We start from the raw sequence: 22,192 nt of genomic DNA, 5'->3' as shown, positions 1-22,192 counted from the left end.
AAGAAAGCAAAATGGCTGAGCCAACGGGGGCTCAGCCATTTTGTAAATTTGCCATTCGAAGTGTAGTGCCTGCTATTTTATAAGATCGGTGAATGTGAAGTATGAACCTCGCGCGTGTATTCCTCAAGCGCTTCCTTAGCCTGCAGGACATCATCCTTATGAACCTGCAGACTCATGGCTGAATAACGGCCCGTTGTTTGCATCGATCCTGCGGCAATACCGGATACCGGTGTACTTTCCTGCTCGCGGAAGCGGGAGCGGATGCCCCGTCCGAGTAAATAGGCATGTTTATTCTGTAATTCCTCCGCCTGATTGCCCGGTGCAGTCAGAACGGTTTTCCATCGACTCGCTCGGATTAGAATGATGGCGATAATGAAGAACACGGAGACACCAACGATTATCAAAAAAGCATTCATCGTCATTCACCTCTTCGTTCCGGGGAAATGGAAGAATCCCCTATTTCCCTTAACTTAACCGTCATCGTTAGACATGAATCAACCGATCAAGCCCGATTTTGACCTTGCGAAGGATATGTTCTTGTTTCTCGGTCTCAGTCTTCAAGTGCCTGGTAGACAGTAGTCCAGAAATCGTGGATAACCCGTGCCGAATCCGGGGTGGTCATTCCGACCTGTGTGAGTAGGATACCGGTGAGATCATTGTTCGGATCCGCATAGGTCGAAACGCCGCTTCCGCCATCCCAGCCAAACTGGCCGATAGCTGCGTAGTCGCCGCGGTAAGTTCGCACTGCCATCCCCATCCCCCAGCCGCCGTGCTGCCCTTGCCCAAATGAGATATGGACGTTATTGGCAGCCATGGCGTTCCTAACCGCTTGTTGTTCAGGCGTGAGGCGATTGGTGGTCATCAACTCGACGGCAGGTCGGGACAAGATCCGTTCGCTACCGTGCATCCCGCCATTCAGCAGCATCTGGTAATAGGCGTGGTAGTCGTCGACGGTAGAGACTAGCCCGCCGCCTCCGCCTTGGAACGCCGGCGGCTGGCTGTGGCGTCCCCCTTTGGCTTCGTCCCAAATGTTGAACGTTCCCGTCTGCGGGTCGGGGGCGTATAAGGGCGGTAGTCGGTCGATTTTGTCGCCGGTCAAATAGAACCCGGTGTCCTTCATACCCAGGGGAGCGAATAAGCGGTCGAGCAAGAACTGTTCAAACGATTGTCCAGTGACTCTGGCGACGAGCACGCCGAGTAGATCGTTGCTGATGTGGTACTGCCAACGATCACCTGGCTGATGCATCAACGGAAGCTCGCCAAGGCGTCGCATCCACTCATCAGGCTCGGGCATCGGCACCGGTAAGTCAGGCGTGAGCCCCCGCTCAATGATCGCGCCCATGATCGGCGTGCCGAGCGAGGTCAAATCCATGCCGAGCCCGAATGTGGAGGTCAGCAGGTCACGTACGGTGATTGGTCTCCGCGCCGGCACGGTGTCATCGAGCGGACTGTCGATTCGCTTCAGTACCTTCCGGTCGGCGAGTTCCGGCAGCCATGTCTCTACCAGGTCATCCAAACGCAGCTTGCACTCATCGAGCAGGACCATCGTTGCCGCAACCGTAACCGGCTTGGACGTGGAGGCCATCCGGAAGATCGTGTCCCGGCGCATCGGAGCACCACCGTCATGACGCATCGTGCCGATCGCTTCTACGTGAGTCTCGCCGTTACGGCTGACTAGGGCGACAAGCCCGGGAATCTTACCGGATTCAACATGCCGCTTCAATACCTCGCGCATTCTTCGTAGTCCTGATTCCGAGAAGCCGCTATTGCTTTGCTCAACTGTAACCTTTTTCATCTGGGTTCCCTCACTTTACTTGATATTCGGCGCTATAGTTCTACCAATCTCTCATGATATCCGTGCTAGAAAGCGTGTTTAATACATCATCGAGACTGACTCACCTCCCGTTCTTGGTGAAATCGAGTATTCTGAAGGCTATTAACGAAGTACAAACATTATTACCCAATAAAATGAAAACGGCAGCCGAATGATTTAGTCGGCTGCCGTGGTGTCATGAATTGCAAAATCGAAATCGTTATTTCTCCCAAAGCTCGATCAGTCGACCATCAGGATCTTCGATCCAAACAAACTTTCCATATTCGCTATCTTGTGGTTTCTTTGCAAGAGGTACACCAATGTGTTCAAGATGTTTGATCATCTCATCCAGACTATGGACTTGGAAATTCAACATCACTTGTTGCTCTGTTGGAAAATAACTGTCCTGCTCGGTAAAGAAAGAAAAGATCGTCTCATTTCCCGGTTGAGGTTGTATCACAGTCCCATTCCAATTATTGATTTCAATCTTCAATACATCACTGTACCATTTTTTCACTACCTCAAGATTGTTCGTTCTCCAAAATATGCCTCCGAAGCCTTTTATCATCATAACTAACTCCTGTCTGTGATCAAAATTGTTATCATTAAACGGTCCTTTGAAGCTTAACGCTGCATGCTGTAGTTGTCGCAGTGGCGTATTCTACATAATTTACAGAACCGTTAAAGTTTAAATAAGTTTCATATCGCAGGCGGATTGCAGGTAATGTAATCAAATCCAGAGCATGTTCCTTTGGCACCCACCTGCTATCGCTTGTTTCATCCGAAGTTGCTAATTCTCCTCCTACGGCTTTGCATACGAAATCAAACATGACCTTCGTAGGAACATCAGTCACACCGTCATACCACTTATGGATCGCCGTATTGGAAACAACACTGATTAAATGACTGACCGTGGCATCTATTCCACTTTCCTCTTTGATTTCACGAATGACGCCATCAATGAGGTTTTCTCCAACTTCTGTTATCCCACCTGGAAATACCCAACCGTCGTCATGAGCTTTTACTAATAGGATATTCCCATTGCCATCTTCTACAATGCCTCCTGCAGATACAATATGCGTCGGAAACGACATTTCAAGACCTCCTGGTACGATTAAGTTGTAGGTTTGTTCAGATATCTCATTATTCGGGGAGAACCTAATCGATTCCTTCATGAAGACAACGACTCATGAGCTAAAGAAAGACGGCCAAAAACAAAATGCACCTCTTCTAATTCTAAGAGATGCACTTCATTGAAAAGGAGCCTATCGCTTGGACTAAGAAGCTTTAGCGGTTACTTTGACATCATCAAAGTAAAGGGTAGTCAACCCTTCGAATCCTGAATCCGCGCCAATCAGAATATAAATCTCACCTTTGTCATTTGCCGTTACCTTCGCGCTATAGTTGAAATCAACACGCTGATAACCCGCCTTGTCCGCATCAGGTTTAGCCGCATTTCCGATTACTTTGACATCCTTGCCACCGGTTCCTTGACTTCCGATGTCCACGTTCATTCGGTAATATTCCGACCCCGGAGTAGTCGTTGGAACTGATAACGGTTCGTTCGTCAGAATGCCGGCCTTCACATAGATCGATTCAGCAGGAGAGCCGCCAATACCGACACTTCCTCCTCCTGCGTCCGTGTACATCGCAAACTTCAAATCGACGTTATAGGATGTGTTTGGTTTTAACCCATCAATACCCTTGGAAAGAAACATAAACAAATCATCGCTTCGATTATGCCCCGAGAGCTTCAACCCATAATTAGTCGTATTTTTATCGATGGGAAGTAACTTATGCGCATAGTCCAGTTCGTAGATTTCTTTATCATAGTCGACCGGCAAATCGGCGAAGCCCCCCTTCCAACCTTCCATATCCTTAGTGAATTGATAATTGAAGTCTAAACTATTGGGCGTTTGTGACTGCGTTGATAGCGTAACCTTACGGGTTGCAGACTCCCATTGCAGTCGGATGCCCATAAGGGAAGCTAACGACTTGGCGGGAACGAATACTGTGCCTTTTGTCTGGCGAACTTGCTCGGGAAGCTTAATTTTCTCCCCTTTAGCATTCTCTGCAAAGGAAGAATTCATGGTGAATTTGATTGTACCAAAGCCTTCTCCGGACAATGTAATCACCTGGTTCTTGGCATTCCATCCGATCGATGCACCGAGAGATTCAGCGGTTGCTCGAACAGGAACCATTGTATTTCCGTTTGTAACAAAGGGAGCTGCAAGAAGACTATGCTGACCTGTACCATTGCTATAATTAACATCATTAATTCTAAAAGTGACAGCAGAGGTAGCGCCGGTAGTTGGTGTACTTTCTGCTCCGTGTGCTAAAGGCGCGCTGCCTGCTGAAATTACAGTTGCGGCAATTAGACTGGACAACAGTAGATTTTTTCTATTCATCGTTCATAATCTTCCTTTCTGCTTCGATGTATGTTTCTAGACGCAATGCAGAATGAAAAAGTTACAGTTATGATTCCGTTATTCGTTTACAAATATTTCAATACAAAACAGTATTGAGCGAATGCATACCCTGAATTTGCTCAAAAAAAAGAAACCCGTGTATAAAACAGGCTTCTTTTTACTTTCCAATGTTATAGCTCATCGGATCATGGTTAAATAAATCAAAGAAAGTCCATCTAAATGCCGAGGCCACCCGCGATGGAGAGCTCTGTTCCCGTTACCTGATTGGATTCGTCCGACAGCAAATAAACAACGCCATAGGCCATGTCCTCCGCAGTCTGCATGCGACCGCTAGGTACGCGGGTTTCCGCCCACTCATTGAGCTGATTTACGGAATAGCCCATTTTTTCATGCAGCTCCACTTCCCCTTCTGACGCCACCCAGCCGACAGTCACCCAGTTCGAACGGATGCCTTCCCTGGCATAATGGACCCCGATCGTACGGTTTAATGTCCGCATTGCGCCTTTCGAGCAAGCATACGCGACGAGATCCTTCGAACCTTTATATCCGTTCGTAGAACCGATCTGAACGATCGAGCCTCCGCCTGTCTTCAACATCTCCGAAATCGCATATTTCGAACAGAAGAAAGCGCCTTTGACATTGACATCGAAAATCGAATCGAACAGCTCCTCTGTCGTTTCCAGAATCGAACCTCTCGGAAAGATCCCCGCATTATTCACCAGTCCGTCGATTCTTCCGAAATGGGCGACTGTTTCCTCGATCAATTCACGGCAAGCCGCCTCGCTGCTGATATCCTTCCGAATAAACAGCGCTTCTATACCGAAATCCTCAGCAATCTGCGTGACCACCTGGCTCCCGTCCTGCTCGTTCCTCCCGCTTATAACCACATATGCGCCTTGAGCCGAGCACATGCGAGCGATGCCTTTACCGATTCCTCTCGTTCCCCCGGTAACTACAATTACTTTGCCTGCCAGACGACCACCTTTATCCACGAACAATCAGCCTCCAGTTCCTTGCTTGGATCTAGTTAACGCTTCCATACCCGCTTGCAGCGTTTCAACGATACGATCAACATCGTAAATACTGCCTCGCCATGTACCTCCGCTTGCTGCCTGAAGAGCTGCCCATAGCCGAGTGTCGTCTGGAAGAGCCGGGTTTGGGGCAAGGTCCGGATGTACGGTCCGGGCAGCCAGTATTGCTGCGCCTGCCTCTAGGCTGAAACGCTCTTCACCTTGGCCGATGAAATGAATGCTCCCTTCCAGCTTCTTGCGATCAATGCAGACCTCAATCCAATCACCGCTTCGCACTTTTCCGATCGGACCGCCGGCCAATGCCTCCGGACTGATATGACCGATGCACGCTCCGGTAGACACGCCGGAGAAACGAGCATCGGTGAGGAGTGTTACCTGTTTGCCGAAGGGCAGATGCTTCAATGCGGAGGTCAACTGGTAGGTCTCCTCCATCCCCGTTCCTGAAGGTCCGCCGCCCATAAGAACAATAATATCGCCTGCCTGGATTTGGCCGAGCTTGATCGCCTTAACCGCCTCTTTCTCGGACGTAAACACCTTCGCCTGTCCGATATGGCGATAGATGCCATCCTCGCTGACAACACTAGGATCGATCGCAGTAGATTTTATGACGGATCCTTCCGGTGCAAGATTGCCTATTGGAAAAGTTACCGTGGACGTCAATCCCCTGCCAGACGCTCGTTCCGGACTCATAATCACTTGATCCGGATCAATGCCGTCGACCTCTAGCAGCCGCTTACGGATGGTATGTCGCCGCTCGGAATCCGCCCACCAATCTAAGAGTACATCAAGAGATTCGCCCGAGACCGTCTTTACATTCACGTTGAGCAGACCGAGTTTACGAAGATGCAGCATGACTTCGGGAACACCTCCGGCCATAAACACACGAATGGTAGGATGATGTTCGGGTCCATTCGGCAGCACGCTCACAAGCCGCGGAACCGCCTTGTTCACTCGCGTCCAATCCGTTACATCGGGGATTCGGCATGATGCCGCAAAGGCAATCGCCGGGATATGCAGCAGTAAATTGGTGGAACCGCCGAAAGCGGCATGAACGGCCATTGCATTCTCAAAGGCAGCATCCGTCAAGATATCCCGCATCGTTATACCGCTTGCTTGCATCCATTGCACCGCCCTCGCGGATTGACGGGCCATGCTGCTCCAAATCGGCTGACCGGAAGGCGCAAGTGCCGAGTGCAGTAGAGACATGCCAAGCGCTTCGGCTACAACCTGAGCGGAGGCAGCGGTGCCTAGAAACTGGCAGCCGCCTCCTGGCGTAGCGCACACTCGGCAGCCCAGATCGGCTGCTTCGTCCAACGTGATTTGACCATGCGCGAACCGTGTACCGATGGTCTGGATCTTGGCCGCATCTTCCCCGACAGTCGGTGGCAAGGTGACGCCTCCTGGCACTATAATCGCGGGAAGATCATGCATTGCAGCTAGGGCGACCATCATGGCGGGCAGTCCCTTGTCACAGGTGCCTATCCCAATAACGCCGCTCCTCGTTGGGAGTGAACGGATCAGGCGCCGGTACACCATAGCTGCATCATTGCGGTAAGGCAGCGAGTCAAACATCCCGGTGGTCCCTTGCGAACGACCGTCGCAGGGATCACTGACAAAAGCGGCGAAGGGAACTCCGCCGAGGGCACTCACTTCGAGCGCCGCTTCTTTGACGAGAAGGCCCACTTCCCAATGCCCGGTGTGGTAGCCGAGTGCGATCGGCGTGCCATCTTCTCCGCGGACACCGCCCTGTGTACTAAGGATAAGAACCTGCTTGCCGAGAAGTCGCTCAGGCTTCCAGCCCATGCCGACATTTTGGCTCATGCCGAATAAATCCCCGCTCGGAAGATTCATCAGCATATCGGAAGTCAGCGGCAGCTTGCCCTCCGGACCGGCAGCGTGGGTGAAGATGTCATAATGGCCTGGCTCCTCCGACCCCATGATGAAACGTAATGCCTCGGTCATCCGTTCTACCTCGCCCTCAGGATTGTTATTTCCAGCATACAATCGTCTCGCCGGTCAATGCATCCGAAGCAGAGCCGCATAGGAACAAAACTATACTCGCCATATCCTCAGGCTGAGCGATTCGCTGCAGACGAGACCGCCCTTCTTCGCTTTGCACCGTCCGCGTTGCAAGAAATCTGCCGGTATAGGTCGGAGCGGGAGAAATGCAGTTCACATTCACATCATACGGACGCAGTTGCTCTGCCAGACTTCGCGTGTAAGAGGAAATGCCTGTTTTGGCTGCGGCGTAGATAATACCGGATGTTACCGGAACATGTCCCGCAACGGAGCCTACATTCACGATTTTGCCGGATCTTCGATTCCGCATATAGGAGCCGGCAAATTTGCAGGCGTACATCGTGGACAGGAGATTCCGTTCTACAACCGAACGAATATCGTCGATGGAAATATCAAGAGCATCGTTCGGATCCGGGCGAGGTGTGTTTAAACCGATATCTCCCCCTGCGTTATTGACCAGAATATCCAGTGAGCCCAGTTCATTGATTGCGCTTTCAATTAGACGTTCAACTTGAAGCGGATCGGCCAGATCAGCTGCAATAAATGCTGATTTGACGCCGAGTTCTCTGATTTCGTCTGCAACCGCATGCCCGGAGGCTGCTTCATTGAAATCTGCCGCCGAGCTATCCCGAATGTCATGAATGATTACGTTAGCCCCGGCACGAGCCAAGTCAAGCGCATATTGTTTGCCAAGCCCTCGGCTGGAGCCGGTAACCAGCGCATTCTTACCATGAAAACCTGTCGCAAGCATGGTGATCCCTCCTTTTACAGTGTGAATTCTGATTAGTGATCTCATTCAGTATTGGTGCTCATGCAACGCGTTCTTTTCCAATATTTCACTTTACATATGAAAAGTCTGTCGAATTAGCACGAGCACCTCTAATTATCTCATCGTAGAATCACACCGTTGAATACGCTGGAAGTCTAGCTCACGATATCAAATACGGTTACAATAACGCCGTCCGTATTGTTGCCCGATATTTCGTAATTGCCGACGGCGGGCACGTGAAGCGTCGTGTTCGAAGATACCGGAAAATAATAAACGATGTATCTTTGGTCGCCAACGGTCGTCGTGATCGATTTGCGCTCTTTCAAATTATCCAAGTATTCCTCGAACGCCCAATGATTTTCTTGCATGATCGCGCTGTGCGGAAGCCCAACGTACCGGATATGCCAAGGCTCATGAATGACGCCGGTAACCTCCGTCTTATCTTCCGGGTAGCGGACGATGAACCCGTACTTCCAGGCGTTCTGTTTCAGCCATTCCCCTTCCGGGGCGTCTTTCATCTGCCCCGTAGTCGACCCGATGTCTAGTGCCAGTCCCAAGCTATGCTCGCTATGTCCCGGAACCGCCGCGATTTCCGAACCCAACTGGTCATATAACGTTTGTTGCTCCTTGTCGCTTCGGTAACCGCTGCTGATTAGAAAATGTTTGACCCCGTCTACGGCGGCGTGCTTGATCATCGTAGTGAATTTCTGAGTCAAATCCGGTGACAGCCTTATCTTGTTGTCCAATAAACCGAATCCGTCCACCAATTCCTGATGTTTATATAAGTTAACCGCCTTGGCGTCTGCATTGTTGGATGGTACAGCAATTTCCTCGTTCACGAGAAGCAAGTTTCCCTTGTGCACCTGATCTTCCTCGATTTGGAACGTCAGCTCGTTTTGCGGCGGACTATTTTCCGGAATTGGCGTTTCTTTCGAGTTCCCGTTCTCGGTTTGTCCCATCGGAGGTGCCGAATCGACTGCAGACTTGAATCGCTCGTAGAATACAATCACCAACACCACCACCGCAAGCAAAAATAACCACTTTCTCATTTCTTGTTTCCTCCTCCTACTCTCTGTATCTCTAGGATAAAGAAAACAAATTAAGATAAAGCAGCTGAAAATCTTAAAAATTTATAAAAAACCGACAAAAAACCCAGTACCGCAATGGTACCGGGAGAAGCAACCCCATTTTCCGATTCAGAAATGAGAACCTTTATCCCATGCGCGAATCCACCTGGTTTTCGCGGTTAGAATAAAACAGACAGCGAGCAGAATAAACGTACAGCCCATCTCCAGCCGCATAATGCCGACATGGAAGCTTCCCCACTGCAGCATGGTGAATAGCACGGAGAAAACGAACCCGAACCCAACACCTAATTGCCTTGATCTGAGCATTCGTCGTTTGACCGCATGAGGCTGATCATGCAGCGGAATGGCTTCCATTTCGGATGTTACGCCAAGATTCATCACTGCAAAGCCGAAGCCGGCGCATGATACCGCAAAGGTAAGGACAGATGAGTCATTTCCTCCCCAAGATACCAGGCAAATCGAAGCAAACATACTAAGGAGTAATCCAATTGGGATAGAAGTCCACGCTGTTCGAGCAAGCATATTGTCTGGAATGTAAGCCCCGATACATAATAATAAGCCCGTAATGAGATTCCATCCGATCATGACCGGAGATAAGCCGAAGCCCTCCCCTAGTGCATAAGCAGCCGTAATAAATAGGACGGTACAGAAGAAATGGGAGGCGAATAACGCGATTAGAAGCTGGCGAAGCCGCGATTCATGCAAACTCATCGTGGCTGAAGCCCGACGTATAAGCTTCATCTGATCCTCCTCCGTTTACCTTCGAAGATTCCAACCCTCTGAGCCATATTTCTCAGCAACAAGCTGGTTGGCCAATTCCAGTTCAAACGCCGTTAAAGTGCCGTTGGTTAATTCAGTCTCCAACCCACGGGCAAACCCACTGCGAAACGCTTCCTCCACATCCGTAATCAGGAGTGGTAACTCCCCTTTGCGGCGCAGGCATGTGTTGATCGCAATCGCTTTACGTTCGAATATGGATTTCAATCGCTTTTTCTCCGTTTCGTCTTTGAATCGCAGAACTTCGAATAACAGATCGGTATCCAGCTCTAGAAGGACGGAACCGTGCTGAAGGATGATCCCTTTGGATCGCATCTGCGCACTTCCGGCGATTTTCCTGCCTTCAACGACAAGCTCGTACTTGGATGGAGCATCGAAGCAGGCTGCCGACAATGGCTTACCTTTCGAACTGCCGTAATCCGTTGGATCCGGAATAGCACCGCTTCCCCCTTCTTCTATACCCGACATAGTTGCAGCTAAACCTAGTTTGCGGAACCCATATAACAGTCCCATACTTAGAACGCGATAAGCTTCGACAACGCTGCTTGGTATACCTGGGTAATTCTCAGATACAATGAGGCTGTAAGTGAGCTCTTGATCGTGAAGCACTGCACGTCCGCCGGTTGCCCGCCGCACGAAGCCAAGGCCGTATTTATGCAAGGCGACAAGATCAACTTCCTCGGCAGCCTTCTGAAAACAGCCGATGGACAACGTTGCAGGACTCCAGCCATAGAAGCGGACGGTTGGCGGTACAAGTCCCCTTTCATGCGCAACGACGATCGCTTCGTCGATTGCCATGTTCTCCGCCGGCGTCCGCTTCCCCGTGTGTACGAACCTCCACATCGCATTCACATCCCCAGCGCCAGTTTGTCGGTATCTAGCATAGCTTCGCCAATAATCTCGGAGAGCGTCGGATGCGGATGAATCATATGCCCGACTTGCATGGAGGTTGCCTTCAACAGCTGCGCAAGCGATGCTTCACCGACAAAGTCCGTTACATGGGGGCCGATCATGTGAACGCCAAGGACATCGCCGGACTTCTCGTCCGCAATAACCTTCACGAAACCATCGGTTTCACCTAAGACCAGTGCTTTGCCTATAGCCTTAAACGAGAACTTGCCTATTGCGACCGAATATCCGCTCTCCATGGCAGCCTGCTCTGTCAGTCCGACACTGGCAAGCTCGGGACGACTGTAAACGCATTTCGGAACAGAAGCAGGCTCAGCGGATTGAGCATGAAGTCCGCAGATCGTCTCGACCGCTACCACGCCTTCGTGACTAGCGACATGAGCGAGCTGCAGGCCGCCGACAACATCGCCGATCGCATACACATGGGGATCATCCGTCCGCATGGATCGATCAACGGCTATAACCCCCTGTTCAATTCGCACCGCGGTTCGTTCGAGGCCGAAGTCTTCAATATTGGCCGTTCGTCCAACGGATACAAGCATGCAAGTTGCCATTAGCGATTCAATCTTGTCGCCTCTTGCGAGCTGAACGATCACACCTTCATCGTCGGCCAGTACACTGTTCGGAAGGAGCTTTGCGCTTGTCAACGTTTTGATTTTGCGTTTGGCAAACAGACGAGTCAGCTCGCGCGAGATGTCTTCATCCTCAGCCGGCAGGATACGCTCTGCCGCTTCGACGATTGTGACCTGCGCGCCGAAATCATTTAACATCGATGCCCATTCAACGCCGATCACGCCGCCTCCGATGATGATGATCGAAGCCGGAATGGATGCCATAGCAAGCGCCTCATCACTGTTCATAATTCGTTCACTTACAGGCAACCCGGGGATTAGACGGGGTCTGGATCCGGTAGCCACAATGAGATCTCGATAGCCGAAGGATAGAGGCGAATCCCCTTCATCTATCCCTTTCTTGTTGCCAGTTACTTCAATAACGCCTCTGCGTTCACTCGTCAATGCAGCATTTGTAATGGTCCCCGTTCCTTCGTAGACATCGATCTTATTCTTCTTCATCAGGAATCGCACGCCGCTTTCAAGTCGTTCAACAATACTGTCCTTACGGGCCAACACGCCGCTATAATCAAGCTCGACGCCTTGCGCGCGTATGCCGAAACTGGAGCTCCGCTTCATTGTCTCGTACAGCTCCGCACTGCGCAGCAGCGTTTTGCTGGGAATGCACCCTTTATGCAGACATGTCCCGCCTAGTTTCGCTTTCTCAATTAGTGCGGTGCGTTTGCCCAGCTGGGCAGCACGGATGGCGGCAACGTAACCGCCTGGGCCTCCACCGAGAATAACGATGTCATAATCGTTCATAGTAGCGCTCCTCAGTCGTTATGGATTAAATGTTTTGGATTTTAGCTGCCTCCGAGGCTGCTTTCGCATTCTCCGTTTGCTCGCGGGCGTGATAGGAACTGCGGACGAGCGGACCGGCTTCAACATGGGCGAAGCCAAGAGCGAGTCCGATCTGTTTGAGTTCTTCGAATTCTGTCGGATGATAATACCGGTCGACTTCCATATGCTTGGAAGTTGGTTGCAAATATTGTCCGATTGTCAGGATATCGCAGCCTGCTTCGCGCAAATCACGCATCGCTTCAATAAGCTCCTCCTTCGTCTCCCCGAGTCCGACCATCATGCCGGATTTCGTCGTCTGATTCGGATAAAGTTCTTTCGCTATACGGAGCACAGACAAGGACCGTAGATATTTGGCTTTAGCTCGAACTTTGTCCGACAGCCGGTTAACGGTCTCCAAGTTATGGTTCAGAACATCCGGCTTCGCTTCCAATACAACGGAGAGCCGATTCGCTTCACCGCCGAAATCCGGGATGAGCACCTCAATGCTCGTTAATGGATTTTTCAAGCGTACAGCCGCAATTGTAGCTGCGAACATCGAGGCTCCGTGATCGTTCAGATCATCTCGAGCGACGGAAGTGATAACGACATGCGCCAGTCCCATCTCGTTAACGGATTGTGCCACATGCCTGGGCTCTTCCAAATCGAGCTCCGTAGGCTGGCCTGTGGTCACGGCGCAGAAACGGCAGGCTCTGGTGCAGATTTTGCCCAGAATCATGAATGTTGCCGTCCGCTGGCTCCAACACTCGAAGATATTGGGGCATTTCGCCTCCTCGCATACCGTATGCAGATGGCGTCCGCGCATCATGGATTTGATTTCTTGGTAACTGTCTCCCGTATTAAGCGATATTTTCAGCCACGCTGGTTTGCGTTCTCTGGGCTTGCGCATTTCATGCACCTCCTTATTTGGAAGCAATGAACGCCGAATATCGCTCAGCGCTCCAGAGCGAAGCCACCGCTTCCGCTGCGTCGCCTTCCACCTTGACCTCGATGATCCAGCCCTCTCCATAAGGGTCCTCGTTCACTTTTTGCGGTTCGTCCAGCAGTACCTCATTTACTTTCACTACGGTTCCGCTGACAGGGCTAAACAGATCAGATACGGTCTTCACGGACTCGATCGTGCCCATCGGTTCGTTCGCCTCAAGTGCCGCCCCCACTTCAGGGAATTCCATGAAAACAATGTCGCCAAGCTGACATTGCGCGAAATCGGATATTCCGATTCGAACAAGGGTCCCCCTCGCTTCAGCCCATTCATGCTCCTCTGAATAGCCCAATCCTGCTTTTACATCACTCATGCTCAACATCCTCTCCGAAAATAGTGAATCGCCAGCGTCCAAGCGTTATTGACGACCTTTGCTGCATATGCTTTTAAAGAAGGATTTAATGCCTTGCCGAAGCATACGGCTTTGAACGCGATGATATGCATAAGTTGTACGCCAAGTATGCCGGTATAGGAACAAAAAAAGACAGAGAACCGGCTATGCGCCAAGTTCTCTGTCCCGGGTACCTGAGAGTTTAAGCGATTCAATGAACCGCCATTACCCCTTTGGTGGCTATTCGCTCTCTCCAGAGTTGCGTCGAATGGCGGTACGTTTACCTGAGAGATTGATCTTCGGCCGGCCGGCCGTCGACTTGCTCCTTCGGTGCCTCCGGAGCGTTTGCTCCGGAAGTCTCTCCCTACCATCGTCATCCGCGTATTCAGTTGGTGATGGGTTTAGCTTAAAACAGAAGGAATCTTAATGTCAATATATCTAACACATTAAATGTTTTTAATTGACACTACCTCTCGTGTTCGTGTAAGAATAGAGGGAGATAATCAAATAAGCGGATGATGGTAATGGGAGAGATCGCCCACAGGCTAGTTTGCGGCGGCGCCGAAGGAGTAAACCTAAGATGGGTGAATCTCTCAGGCAAAAGGACCATTATCGGACGCACCTCTGGAGAGCATCTCGCTTGCGAGATCACCAACGGGGAAACTTATGTTCCATTCTTCTTATGAGCATAAGGTAACTCTCAGGTACAAAGGACAGAGCGAAGAGGAAACGCACGCAGCATAGGCTGAGGATGCGCGGCCTTTTTGCTGCTGTCCTTCTTTGCGTGAATCTGCGAATTCGAGTTCAAGGAGATGAGTAATGATGGCCGATTTGAAAAGAACACCGTTGTTCCCGCTGTATGCCGCTCATCCGGAGGTCCGCTGCATCGATTTCGGCGGATGGGAACTCCCTGTCCAGTTCTCCGGCATTCAGAAAGAGCATGACGCCGTTCGGCAGCGCGCCGGTCTATTCGATGTATCCCATATGGGAGAATTCACGGTCACCGGTTTATTCGCAGAAGCTTTCTTGCAGCTGTTAACGACCAACGATGTCGCTAAACTGAGCGATGGTCAAGCGCAATATTCGCTGATGTGTTATCCCGATGGAGGCGTCGTCGATGACCTGCTCGTCTATCGCATTACGGCAGATCAGTTCATGGTCGTCGTGAACGCTTCGAACATCGATAAGGATTACGAATGGATGCGTAGTCATTTAATCGGGGATGTCGAGCTTAAGAATATTTCCGACGAACTGGCCCTTCTCGCGTTGCAAGGACCTTCCGCCGCTGCCGTGATGGCAGCCGCGGGGGCTAGCAACGAGGTTCTTGAGCTAGCTCCATTCCGCTTCGCGGCGAACACCTCGCTTGATGGAGTGAATGTGATGATTTCGAGAACCGGCTATACGGGCGAGGATGGCTTCGAAGTATACGTGCAGGCAGAAAAAGCCGGCGATGTTTGGAAGAAGCTTCTGGCAGCAGGCGAACCATTCGGTTTGCTCCCTTCCGGACTCGGAGCTCGCGACACGCTTCGCTTCGAAGCGCGTTTGCCGCTGTACGGTCAAGAGCTTTCGCACGCTATCACACCGCTAGAAGCAGGAGTCGGTTTCTTCGTCAAGCTGGACAAAGAAGTATTCATTGGCCGGGAATCTCTGATTAGGCAGAAGGATGAAGGGTTGGCCCGCAAGCTCGTTGGTATCGAATTGATCGATCGCGGCATCCCCCGCCCTCATTATCCTGTTTTCGCAAACGGAACGTTAATTGGCACAGTCACGACAGGCACACAATCCCCCACGTTGAAACGAAATCTCGGTCTCGCCTTAATCGACGCCAACTATTCCGCGCTCGGCACTGAGCTGACGGTAGAGATTAGAGGTAAACAGCTGAAAGCCAAGGTCATTAAGACCCCATTCTATAAAAGACTTCCGAAGGAGTGATATTCATGGCTTCCCTACATCGCTACATTCCCATAACTGAACAAGACCAATCCGACATGCTTGCGACGATTGGCGCAGCGTCGATCGACGAGTTATTTCGGGACATTCCGGAGGCAATCCGTTACCGAGGTACGATGCCAATGTCCTCAGCGCTTGATGAGTTCTCCCTCCTTGAGCATATGAAAGAGCTGGCTGGACGCAATGCCGACACAGACCGATATAAGAGCTTTCTTGGCGCGGGAATCTATGACCACCACGTGCCTGTCGTTATCAATCACATGATCTCGCGTTCCGAATTTTATACCGCGTATACCCCTTATCAACCGGAGATCAGTCAAGGGGAGCTTCAAGCCATCTTCGAATTTCAATCGTACATTTGCGAGCTGACCGGCATGGCTGTTGCCAATGCGAGTATGTATGACGGCGTTACTGCCCTGGCCGAAGCAGGCGCTCTGGCCGCCGGCGCGACGAAGCGAAATCGCCTTGTGATTTCGCGTACCGTTCATCCGGAAGCCCGCGAGATGGTCCGCACGATGGCGCGCGGCTTAAATTTGGACATCGTCGAAGTCGGCTTCACGAATGGCGTAACTGATCTTGGCGCACTACGGGAAGCGGTTGATGCCAAGACTGCAGCCGTGCTCGTACAATCACCGAATTTCTTCGGCGCCGTCGAGGACCTGGCAGCCATCGAGCCTATCATCCACCAAGCGAAAGGACTGCTTGTTGTAAGCAGTAATCCTTTGGCGCTCGGTTTACTGGAGTCGCCGGGAAAACTCGGCAGCGACATCGTCGTCGGGGATGCGCAGCCGCTTGGCATTTCGCAATCGCTAGGAGGACCTACTTGCGGCTTCTTCGCCGTCACCGAATCGCTTATGCGCCGGATGCCGGGCAGGATCGTCGGCCAAACCAAGGATAGCGATGGGAAGCGCGGGTTTGTTCTGACGCTACAAGCCCGGGAGCAGCATATTCGGCGGGAGAAAGCGACCTCCAACATTTGCTCGAATCAAGCACTGCTCGCTCTGTGCGCTTCCATCTATTTGTCGACGATGGGCAAAGCAGGCTTGCGCGAGGTCGCAAACTTAAATCTCCAGAAAGCCCATTATACGGCCGGGCAGCTGGATAAGCTCGGTTTGGAACAACCCTTTACTGCTCCGTTCTTTAATGAATTCGTCGTGAAACTTCCGCCTGGTGTATCCGTAAAAGAAACGAATTTAAAGCTGCTGGCATCCGGTTTCCTAGGAGGCTACGATCTCGGGATCGCCTACCCGGAGCTGCAAGGACATATGTTAATTGCTGTCACGGAGAAACGAACACGTACCGAAATCGATCTATTCGTTACTAGACTGGGGGAACTGGCATGACTACACATACCAAACCTTTAATATTCGAGCTAAGCAAGCCAGGGCGTGTCGCCTACTCTCTCCCTCCTTGTGATGTGCCAGAAATGGATCCTTCTAGCTTGATACCTGCGGCGATGCTGAGGCAGTCGCCTGCTCAACTACCCGAAGTTTACGAAGTCGACGTCATCCGCCACTACACCGAATTGTCGAGACGCAATTTCGGCGTCGATAACGGCTTTTATCCGCTTGGTTCCTGCACCATGAAGTACAATCCCAAAATCAACGAAGACACCGCTCGCTTCGCAGGCTTTGCTAAGATTCACCCTTATCAGCCGGAAATCAGCATTCAAGGTGCGCTCGAGCTGATGTACGTGCTCCAGAAGGATCTCGCTGCGCTCACCGGCATGGATGAGGTTACACTTCAGCCGGCCGCTGGCGCTCACGGCGAATGGACCGGACTGATGATGATTCGCGCTTATCATGAAAGCCGCGGGGATGTTCGCACCAAAGTGATCGTGCCAGACTCCTCGCATGGAACGAATCCCGCCAGCGCCACCGTCGCAGGCTTCGAGACCATCACGATCAAATCAAATGAGCGCGGGATGGTCGACCTTGAAGCGCTGCGGGCAGTTGTCGGTAATGATACCGCAGCGCTCATGCTTACAAATCCGAGCACCCTCGGCCTTTTCGAGGAACAAATCGTAGAAATCGCAGACATCATCCATGAGGCGGGAGGACTCCTCTATTACGACGGAGCGAATTCGAATGCAATCATGGGGATTACCAGGCCCGGTGACATGGGCTTTGACGTGGTCCACCTTAATTTACACAAGACGATGAGCACGCCGCACGGCGGCGGCGGTCCGGGAGCCGGTCCTGTAGGCGTGAAGAGCAAGCTCATGCCGTATCTGCCTAGTCCGCTCGTCGCTCAGCGCCAGGACGGTACGTATTACTTTGACTACGACCGTCCTGAATCCATTGGCCGGGTCAAAGCGTTCTACGGGAACTTCGGCATACTTGTACGGGCATATACGTATATTCGAACCTACGGGCCGGAAGGTCTGCGCCGTGTCTCGGAATGCGCTGTTCTGAATGCCAACTATATGATGCACCGGCTCGCTCCGCATTACGAGCTCCCATATCCAGGCGTCTGCAAGCATGAGTTCGTGATGTCGGGCCGCGGCCTGAAGGAGTTCGGCGTTCGTACATTAGACGTAGCCAAGCGGCTCCTCGACTTCGGCTACCATCCGCCAACCATCTACTTCCCGCTTAACGTTGAAGAATGTATTATGATTGAACCGACGGAAACGGAGAGTAAAGAGACGCTTGACGGCTTCATCGATACGATGATCCAAATCGCCGAAGAAGCGCGGACAAATCCGTCGATTATTCTTGGCGCTCCCTATCATACCGTCGTACGCCGGCTCGACGAGACAACAGCCGCCCGCAAACCGGTACTCAATTGCTCTTGCAGCTAACAAGTCTCGCATAGCCGCCTCTCATTCGCCAATATGAAACTGAACAAGCTGCCAATCCATGTGTTGGCAGCTTGTTTTCTTCTATTATAGTTCCAAGTTCCATGTAGATCCCTGTTGCTCTTCTTTCGCTCATTCCCCAGAATCAATCAAACAAAAACCTTCAGACGAAATTCGTCCAAAGGTTTAGTTGCGGCTACCTATACGTCTATGTTATTTCTGCTAGTTGCTGCCCCCAGCCTTTCGGCCCTCACCAACGTTTGAGATGCTCAGCTTCCTTAAACATCTGAAATACGAGATCTCGCAAGGAATATTCATTTATATATAATTAGCAACCAAAAAAGGCAGCCGATCGATGGATCGGCTGCCTTTGATTATTTACTCCAGTTGTCTCGAACGAACTGATCACGACCGGACTTCTCGCGATCTTCTTTGTAGTGCTTAGGGTTCTTCTTATGATAATCTTGATGATACTCTTCTGCTGCGTAGAAAGCCGCCGCCGGCAAAATCTTCGTTACGATCGGTTTATCAAAGCGGCCGCTTGATTCCAGCGCTTGTTTCGATTGAAGCGCCAGCTCCAGCTGCTGATCGTTGTGATAAAAGATTGCAGTCGCATATTGTGTTCCGCGGTCGTGAAATTGCCCAAATTCATCTGTCGGATCAATCTGCTGCCAATAGAGCTCTAATAACTTCTCATATGGGAATAACTCAGGGTCAAACGTAATTTGTACGACTTCGACATGACCTGTCTCTCCCGATTTCACCTCTTCATACGTAGGATTCTCCGTTGAGCCGCCTGTATAACCAGACACAATGCTATCGATACCCGGCAATTCTTCGAATGGCGTAACCATACACCAGAAACATCCGCCGGCAAAAGTTGCTTTGTCCATGTTCAATTCCTCCCTAGATGTCATTCACCAGAATGGTATCACAAAATCACCTGCGATTACACATGATCATATCACAGAATCTCATCGTCAGAGTGTATACCCTTTCAGTTATGAAACTCGTACAATGGTACTTACAAGGAGGTGGTAGCCATGTCGCATTTGCAAGTGTTCATCGGCAGCGTGTTTTTCGCCGGGATACTTTCCTTCTTTTCTCCCTGCATTTTGCCAATGCCTCTGCTTTCCTGCTGGGCTTTACGTTCAGTTTTGGCTGGACGCCGTGCATTGGACCGATTCTCGCGGCTGTGCTCAGTTTATCGGCCAGTGAAGGTTCTGCCCTTCAAGGTGGGGGTTACATGCTCGTATACGCACTCGGTTTATCGATTCCGTTTCTAGTCCTTCCCCTCTTCTCCGATCCATTGGTCGGACGATTGCGTGCCTTCAATAAGCATTTGCCGAAGCTGAAAGTCGTATCCGGCTTGCTGCTTATCGTTATGGGCATTCTGCTAATAAAGAGAAATGACGCCTTCTGCCGAAGGGCTGCTTTTTTCGATGTTGACGCAGTTAAACTGTACAAACTCAAAGGAGCTGAAACACTTGATTGTGTCTGAGCATTTATCGCGAATCCTTTCCTTATTCCCAAGCTTAGCGGATATCACTGAGCAGGATTGGAAACATGAGGGTATCCAATTACTTCAAATGGAACCTAATTATATTATTGAAGAAGGACAATTTTTGGAGTACGCGATTTTGATTCTGGAAGGTACCGTTAGAATGTTTAAAATAAGCGCCGGGGGCCGGGAAATTACCTTGTATCGCATACATAGCGGAGAATGTTGTCCATTAATGACCTCAAGTATATTGGGCGAAGCCGAATACGAAGCCTCTGCTTGCGTAGAAACGACTGGTTTAGCTCTGGCGATTCCGTCTGAGATCTTTCGCGACTGGACGGATCGTTATAAGACATTCCGGCGATTTATCTTCAAATCATTCGCTAAGCGGATCGTCATCATGTCCAATCTGCTGGACAGCATCCATTTCAAATCCATACGCGGAAGAGTTGCGGAATTTCTTGTTCAAATGGCGGATCAATCCGGAGGTTCCGATACCCTGCGTATTACCCATGACAGCATATCCGCTGAACTGGGCACAGCCCGCGAAGTGATCAGCAGAACGTTGAAGCAGCTTGAGAAGGAAGAAATCATTACACTCTCACGAGGCAAGATCATGATTAATAATCGAACCGCGCTCGAGAGCTACATAGAGTTATAAGAAGGAGCAATGCTTCCGCAAGCTTTAAGCTATAAGCCAATCAAAGCCGCCATCAAGGCGGCTTTGTTGCGTCATATGCAAACAAGATCGTTTATTTATTTCGTTATGTGACAAAGTTACGGTTCGTACAAATCAGTCCTGTTATGATCATACCTATCAACCAACACTTCATCAGCCGAAAGGGGAAATCATACATGAACAACGTTGCTATGCATTCAACTACAAATCAATCGAAGAAGCCGGTTATTCTCTTTATTCACGGAGCTTTTATGACACCGGACAGCTGGGCGCCAATGCGGAACTACTTTATGGAGCGCGGCTATGAGACAATGGCTCCCGCCTGGCCCTACCATGATCGGACGCTTGATGCCCTTCGGAACACCCCTTCCAAAACGCTTGGAAGGCTCGGTCTAAAGGAAGTCGTAGATCATTATGTACGTATTATTCAAGCATTGCCGGAGAAACCGATCTTAATTGGCCATTCTTTCGGTGGGTTGATTACGCAAATTCTTATGGACCGCAATTTAGGTGCCGCTGGTATCGCCATTGACCCGGCAGCTACTAAAGGGATTAACCCGGGAGCCTTCAAGACGGCATCCAAGTCAGTCGCCTCCATTCTTCTTAAGCCTTGGAGGAAGACCGTGCGCTTATCGTTCGAGCAATTCCAATTTGCTTTCGTAAATACACTGCCATTAAAGGAACAGAAAGAAGCGTTCAACTATGCTGTCCCTGAAACAAGCAAAATCTTCTTCCAAAGTGCATTTGCTTCCTTCTATTCCGCAAGCCCGCTAACGGTTGACTTCAAGAACGGTAAACGAGGCCCGCTGCTGATCATCGCAGGAGAAGAAGATCATATCGTGCCTGCTGCAATGGTAAAGAAGAACTTTCAGCTTTATGACCAACAATCCGGAGCAACTACTCAGTATGTAGAGTTCCCCAAACGGTCTCATTGGATTATTGCGGAGAAAGGTTTCCAAGAAATTGCCGATTACATTATGAACTGGGCTCCGGCTCAATTGCGATAAACCGTCACAATATCACAAAAGGCATCCATTAGGATGCCTTTTTTTACCCAGCTACTAACGCTTTAAGCTCATTTAAATCGGATATCACCTTATCGGCTTGGGCTAGCTCTTCCTCCCGTGCGAAATCAAACCTGCATCCAATTGATAAGAAACCGTTATCGTTGGCTGCATTAATGTCGGATATCCGGTCGCCGACTACGGCCGCGTTCGTAATGGCATATTTCTCAACGATACTTTGAACTAAGTCTGATTTATTTAAGGAGGTGATTTGCTGGATGCTAAAAGTCTCCGTTACCCATTCATCCAATTGATAATAGCTTACAATGGCTTGTAAATATTCGCTTAACCCATTACTTGCAATGAAGATGGAACATTTATTCTCTTTCAGATATCGGAAAATTTCCTTCACATTAGGATACAGTGCGCCTTTGCCGCTTTTTATATTCGCGATTAATCGTTCCAAGAAAAAAGCATCCGTCTGTTTCCTGATCTCCATCGAATGATTGGGCAGCAACGTTTCCCACACTTGCGGAAGTGGTACACCCATAATTTCTCGGTAGATATCAATTGGTGTTTCTTTATTCCATTGCTGCTGCTGCCTTAATTGATTGAATGCATCCTCGAGCGATATTTCTAAAATTTTATCGGTTTGAAACAGTGTTCCATCCATATCAAAAATAAAGGTTCGAATCATGGCTTCA

General features: G+C 50.3%; 21 protein-coding genes, 1 pseudogene and 4 riboswitches. Of the genes and pseudogenes, 6 read left to right on the top strand and 16 right to left on the bottom strand.

Features of this window, described 5'->3' with window-relative positions:
• Positions 1–77 precede the first annotated feature (77 nt).
• From AC50Y3_RS04970 to gcvH, 14 genes are all read right to left on the bottom strand, one after another.
• A complete protein-coding gene (locus AC50Y3_RS04970) occupies positions 78–416 on the bottom strand; it encodes a hypothetical protein (RefSeq protein WP_494817622.1) in 339 nt (112 codons plus the stop codon).
• Positions 417–550: 134 nt separating this feature from the next.
• Complete coding sequence (locus AC50Y3_RS04965) at positions 551–1,795, bottom strand: serine hydrolase domain-containing protein (protein ID WP_494817621.1); 1,245 nt, start codon at positions 1,793–1,795, stop codon at positions 551–553.
• A gap of 238 nt (positions 1,796–2,033) precedes the next feature.
• Complete coding sequence (locus tag AC50Y3_RS04960) at positions 2,034–2,381, bottom strand: VOC family protein (protein ID WP_494817800.1); 348 nt, start codon at positions 2,379–2,381, stop codon at positions 2,034–2,036.
• 37 nt (positions 2,382–2,418) lie between these two features.
• Positions 2,419–2,907 carry an NUDIX hydrolase gene (locus AC50Y3_RS04955; protein WP_494817620.1) on the bottom strand — a complete coding sequence of 163 codons (489 nt, stop codon included), beginning with the start codon at positions 2,905–2,907 and terminating at the stop codon, positions 2,419–2,421.
• Positions 2,908–3,090: 183 nt separating this feature from the next.
• A complete protein-coding gene (locus AC50Y3_RS04950) occupies positions 3,091–4,221 on the bottom strand; it encodes a copper amine oxidase N-terminal domain-containing protein (RefSeq protein WP_494817619.1) in 1,131 nt (376 codons plus the stop codon).
• A gap of 236 nt (positions 4,222–4,457) precedes the next feature.
• A complete protein-coding gene (locus tag AC50Y3_RS04945) occupies positions 4,458–5,234 on the bottom strand; it encodes an SDR family NAD(P)-dependent oxidoreductase (protein WP_494817618.1) in 777 nt (258 codons plus the stop codon).
• Between the two features lie 6 nt (positions 5,235–5,240).
• Entirely contained in the window at positions 5,241–7,235 is a 1,995-nt protein-coding gene (locus AC50Y3_RS04940; protein WP_494817617.1) for a YjhG/YagF family D-xylonate dehydratase, read from the bottom strand.
• Between the two features lie 25 nt (positions 7,236–7,260).
• Entirely contained in the window at positions 7,261–8,043 is a 783-nt protein-coding gene (locus tag AC50Y3_RS04935) for an SDR family NAD(P)-dependent oxidoreductase (RefSeq protein ID WP_494817616.1), read from the bottom strand.
• A 173-nt stretch (positions 8,044–8,216) separates the two neighbouring features.
• Complete coding sequence (locus AC50Y3_RS04930; RefSeq protein WP_494817615.1) at positions 8,217–9,110, bottom strand: M15 family metallopeptidase; 894 nt, start codon at positions 9,108–9,110, stop codon at positions 8,217–8,219.
• A gap of 147 nt (positions 9,111–9,257) precedes the next feature.
• Positions 9,258–9,890, bottom strand: coding sequence for a hypothetical protein (locus tag AC50Y3_RS04925; RefSeq protein WP_494817614.1), 633 nt, complete (start codon positions 9,888–9,890; stop codon positions 9,258–9,260).
• A gap of 15 nt (positions 9,891–9,905) precedes the next feature.
• On the bottom strand, positions 9,906–10,769 hold the full coding sequence (locus AC50Y3_RS04920; RefSeq protein ID WP_494817613.1) for a lipoate--protein ligase family protein: 864 nt from the start codon (positions 10,767–10,769) through the stop codon (positions 9,906–9,908).
• Positions 10,770–10,774: 5 nt separating this feature from the next.
• Positions 10,775–12,208, bottom strand: a complete 1,434-nt coding sequence (gene lpdA, locus AC50Y3_RS04915; protein WP_494817612.1) for a dihydrolipoyl dehydrogenase — start codon at positions 12,206–12,208, stop codon at positions 10,775–10,777.
• A 25-nt stretch (positions 12,209–12,233) separates the two neighbouring features.
• Entirely contained in the window at positions 12,234–13,133 is a 900-nt protein-coding gene (gene lipA, locus AC50Y3_RS04910) for a lipoyl synthase (protein WP_494817611.1), read from the bottom strand.
• Between the two features lie 13 nt (positions 13,134–13,146).
• On the bottom strand, positions 13,147–13,539 hold the full coding sequence (gcvH, locus tag AC50Y3_RS04905) for a glycine cleavage system protein GcvH (protein ID WP_494817610.1): 393 nt from the start codon (positions 13,537–13,539) through the stop codon (positions 13,147–13,149).
• Positions 13,540–13,736: 197 nt separating this feature from the next.
• Positions 13,737–13,816, bottom strand: a riboswitch (glycine riboswitch).
• Positions 13,817–13,820: 4 nt separating this feature from the next.
• A riboswitch (glycine riboswitch) is annotated at positions 13,821–13,933 on the bottom strand.
• Between the two features lie 139 nt (positions 13,934–14,072).
• Positions 14,073–14,176: riboswitch (glycine riboswitch) on the top strand.
• 3 nt (positions 14,177–14,179) lie between these two features.
• Positions 14,180–14,276, top strand: a riboswitch (glycine riboswitch).
• A gap of 103 nt (positions 14,277–14,379) precedes the next feature.
• On the opposite strand from gcvH, the gene gcvT reads away from it, so the two are divergent.
• Genes gcvT through gcvPB form a run of 3 tightly spaced genes read left to right on the top strand, consistent with a single transcriptional unit; the run spans position 14,380 to position 18,307 of the window.
• On the top strand, positions 14,380–15,489 hold the full coding sequence (gene gcvT / locus AC50Y3_RS04900) for a glycine cleavage system aminomethyltransferase GcvT (RefSeq protein WP_494817799.1): 1,110 nt from the start codon (positions 14,380–14,382) through the stop codon (positions 15,487–15,489).
• Positions 15,490–15,494: 5 nt separating this feature from the next.
• A complete protein-coding gene (gene gcvPA / locus AC50Y3_RS04895) occupies positions 15,495–16,850 on the top strand; it encodes an aminomethyl-transferring glycine dehydrogenase subunit GcvPA (RefSeq protein ID WP_494817609.1) in 1,356 nt (451 codons plus the stop codon).
• A complete protein-coding gene (gcvPB, locus tag AC50Y3_RS04890) occupies positions 16,847–18,307 on the top strand; it encodes an aminomethyl-transferring glycine dehydrogenase subunit GcvPB (RefSeq protein ID WP_494817608.1) in 1,461 nt (486 codons plus the stop codon). The genes gcvPA and gcvPB overlap by 4 nt, the downstream gene beginning before the upstream one ends.
• 371 nt (positions 18,308–18,678) lie before the next feature.
• Here the strand turns inward: gcvPB and msrA are convergent, their stop codons facing one another.
• Positions 18,679–19,197, bottom strand: a complete 519-nt coding sequence (gene msrA / locus AC50Y3_RS04885; RefSeq protein ID WP_494817607.1) for a peptide-methionine (S)-S-oxide reductase MsrA — start codon at positions 19,195–19,197, stop codon at positions 18,679–18,681.
• 17 nt (positions 19,198–19,214) lie between these two features.
• Here msrA and AC50Y3_RS04880 point away from each other — a divergent pair, with 17 nt between their 5' ends.
• The 3 genes from AC50Y3_RS04880 (at position 19,215) to AC50Y3_RS04870 (ending at position 21,491) form a co-directional block, all read left to right on the top strand.
• Entirely contained in the window at positions 19,215–19,805 is a 591-nt protein-coding gene (locus AC50Y3_RS04880) for an urease accessory protein UreH domain-containing protein (protein ID WP_494817606.1), read from the top strand.
• Complete coding sequence (locus AC50Y3_RS04875; RefSeq protein WP_494817605.1) at positions 19,714–20,466, top strand: Crp/Fnr family transcriptional regulator; 753 nt, start codon at positions 19,714–19,716, stop codon at positions 20,464–20,466. The genes AC50Y3_RS04880 and AC50Y3_RS04875 overlap by 92 nt, the downstream gene beginning before the upstream one ends.
• A 194-nt stretch (positions 20,467–20,660) precedes the next feature.
• Positions 20,661–21,491, top strand: coding sequence for an alpha/beta hydrolase (locus AC50Y3_RS04870; protein ID WP_494817604.1), 831 nt, complete (start codon positions 20,661–20,663; stop codon positions 21,489–21,491).
• A 43-nt stretch (positions 21,492–21,534) separates the two neighbouring features.
• Here the strand turns inward: AC50Y3_RS04870 and AC50Y3_RS04865 are convergent.
• A pseudogene (locus tag AC50Y3_RS04865) lies at positions 21,535–22,176 on the bottom strand (HAD hydrolase-like protein); the annotation flags it as partial.
• Positions 22,177–22,192 lie beyond the last annotated feature (16 nt).

The organism is Paenibacillus sp. J22R98, assembly GCF_059383835.1.
The sequence above is the reverse complement of the archived record's forward strand: the minus strand, read 5'-3'. Positions and strand labels throughout refer to the sequence as shown.

Excerpts from the sequence above, each read along its gene's own strand:
- AC50Y3_RS04970 (WP_494817622.1), bottom strand. The coding sequence starts at position 416 with ATGAATGCTTTTTTGATAATCGTTGGTGTCTCCGTGTTCTTCATTATC.
- AC50Y3_RS04965 (WP_494817621.1), bottom strand. The coding sequence starts at position 1,795 with ATGAAAAAGGTTACAGTTGAGCAAAGCAATAGCGGCTTCTCGGAATCA.
- AC50Y3_RS04960 (WP_494817800.1), bottom strand. The coding sequence starts at position 2,381 with ATGATAAAAGGCTTCGGAGGCATATTTTGGAGAACGAACAATCTTGAG.
- AC50Y3_RS04955 (WP_494817620.1), bottom strand. The coding sequence starts at position 2,907 with ATGTCGTTTCCGACGCATATTGTATCTGCAGGAGGCATTGTAGAAGAT.
- AC50Y3_RS04950 (WP_494817619.1), bottom strand. The coding sequence starts at position 4,221 with ATGAATAGAAAAAATCTACTGTTGTCCAGTCTAATTGCCGCAACTGTA.
- AC50Y3_RS04940 (WP_494817617.1), bottom strand. The coding sequence starts at position 7,235 with ATGACCGAGGCATTACGTTTCATCATGGGGTCGGAGGAGCCAGGCCAT.
- AC50Y3_RS04935 (WP_494817616.1), bottom strand. The coding sequence starts at position 8,043 with ATGCTTGCGACAGGTTTTCATGGTAAGAATGCGCTGGTTACCGGCTCC.
- AC50Y3_RS04930 (WP_494817615.1), bottom strand. The coding sequence starts at position 9,110 with ATGAGAAAGTGGTTATTTTTGCTTGCGGTGGTGGTGTTGGTGATTGTA.
- AC50Y3_RS04925 (WP_494817614.1), bottom strand. The coding sequence starts at position 9,890 with ATGAAGCTTATACGTCGGGCTTCAGCCACGATGAGTTTGCATGAATCG.
- AC50Y3_RS04920 (WP_494817613.1), bottom strand. The coding sequence starts at position 10,769 with ATGTGGAGGTTCGTACACACGGGGAAGCGGACGCCGGCGGAGAACATG.
- lpdA (WP_494817612.1), bottom strand. The coding sequence starts at position 12,208 with ATGAACGATTATGACATCGTTATTCTCGGTGGAGGCCCAGGCGGTTAC.
- lipA (WP_494817611.1), bottom strand. The coding sequence starts at position 13,133 with ATGCGCAAGCCCAGAGAACGCAAACCAGCGTGGCTGAAAATATCGCTT.
- gcvH (WP_494817610.1), bottom strand. The coding sequence starts at position 13,539 with ATGAGTGATGTAAAAGCAGGATTGGGCTATTCAGAGGAGCATGAATGG.
- gcvT (WP_494817799.1), top strand. The coding sequence starts at position 14,380 with ATGGCCGATTTGAAAAGAACACCGTTGTTCCCGCTGTATGCCGCTCAT.
- gcvPA (WP_494817609.1), top strand. The coding sequence starts at position 15,495 with ATGGCTTCCCTACATCGCTACATTCCCATAACTGAACAAGACCAATCC.
- gcvPB (WP_494817608.1), top strand. The coding sequence starts at position 16,847 with ATGACTACACATACCAAACCTTTAATATTCGAGCTAAGCAAGCCAGGG.
- msrA (WP_494817607.1), bottom strand. The coding sequence starts at position 19,197 with ATGGACAAAGCAACTTTTGCCGGCGGATGTTTCTGGTGTATGGTTACG.
- AC50Y3_RS04880 (WP_494817606.1), top strand. The coding sequence starts at position 19,215 with ATGTCATTCACCAGAATGGTATCACAAAATCACCTGCGATTACACATG.
- AC50Y3_RS04875 (WP_494817605.1), top strand. The coding sequence starts at position 19,714 with ATGACGCCTTCTGCCGAAGGGCTGCTTTTTTCGATGTTGACGCAGTTA.
- AC50Y3_RS04870 (WP_494817604.1), top strand. The coding sequence starts at position 20,661 with ATGAACAACGTTGCTATGCATTCAACTACAAATCAATCGAAGAAGCCG.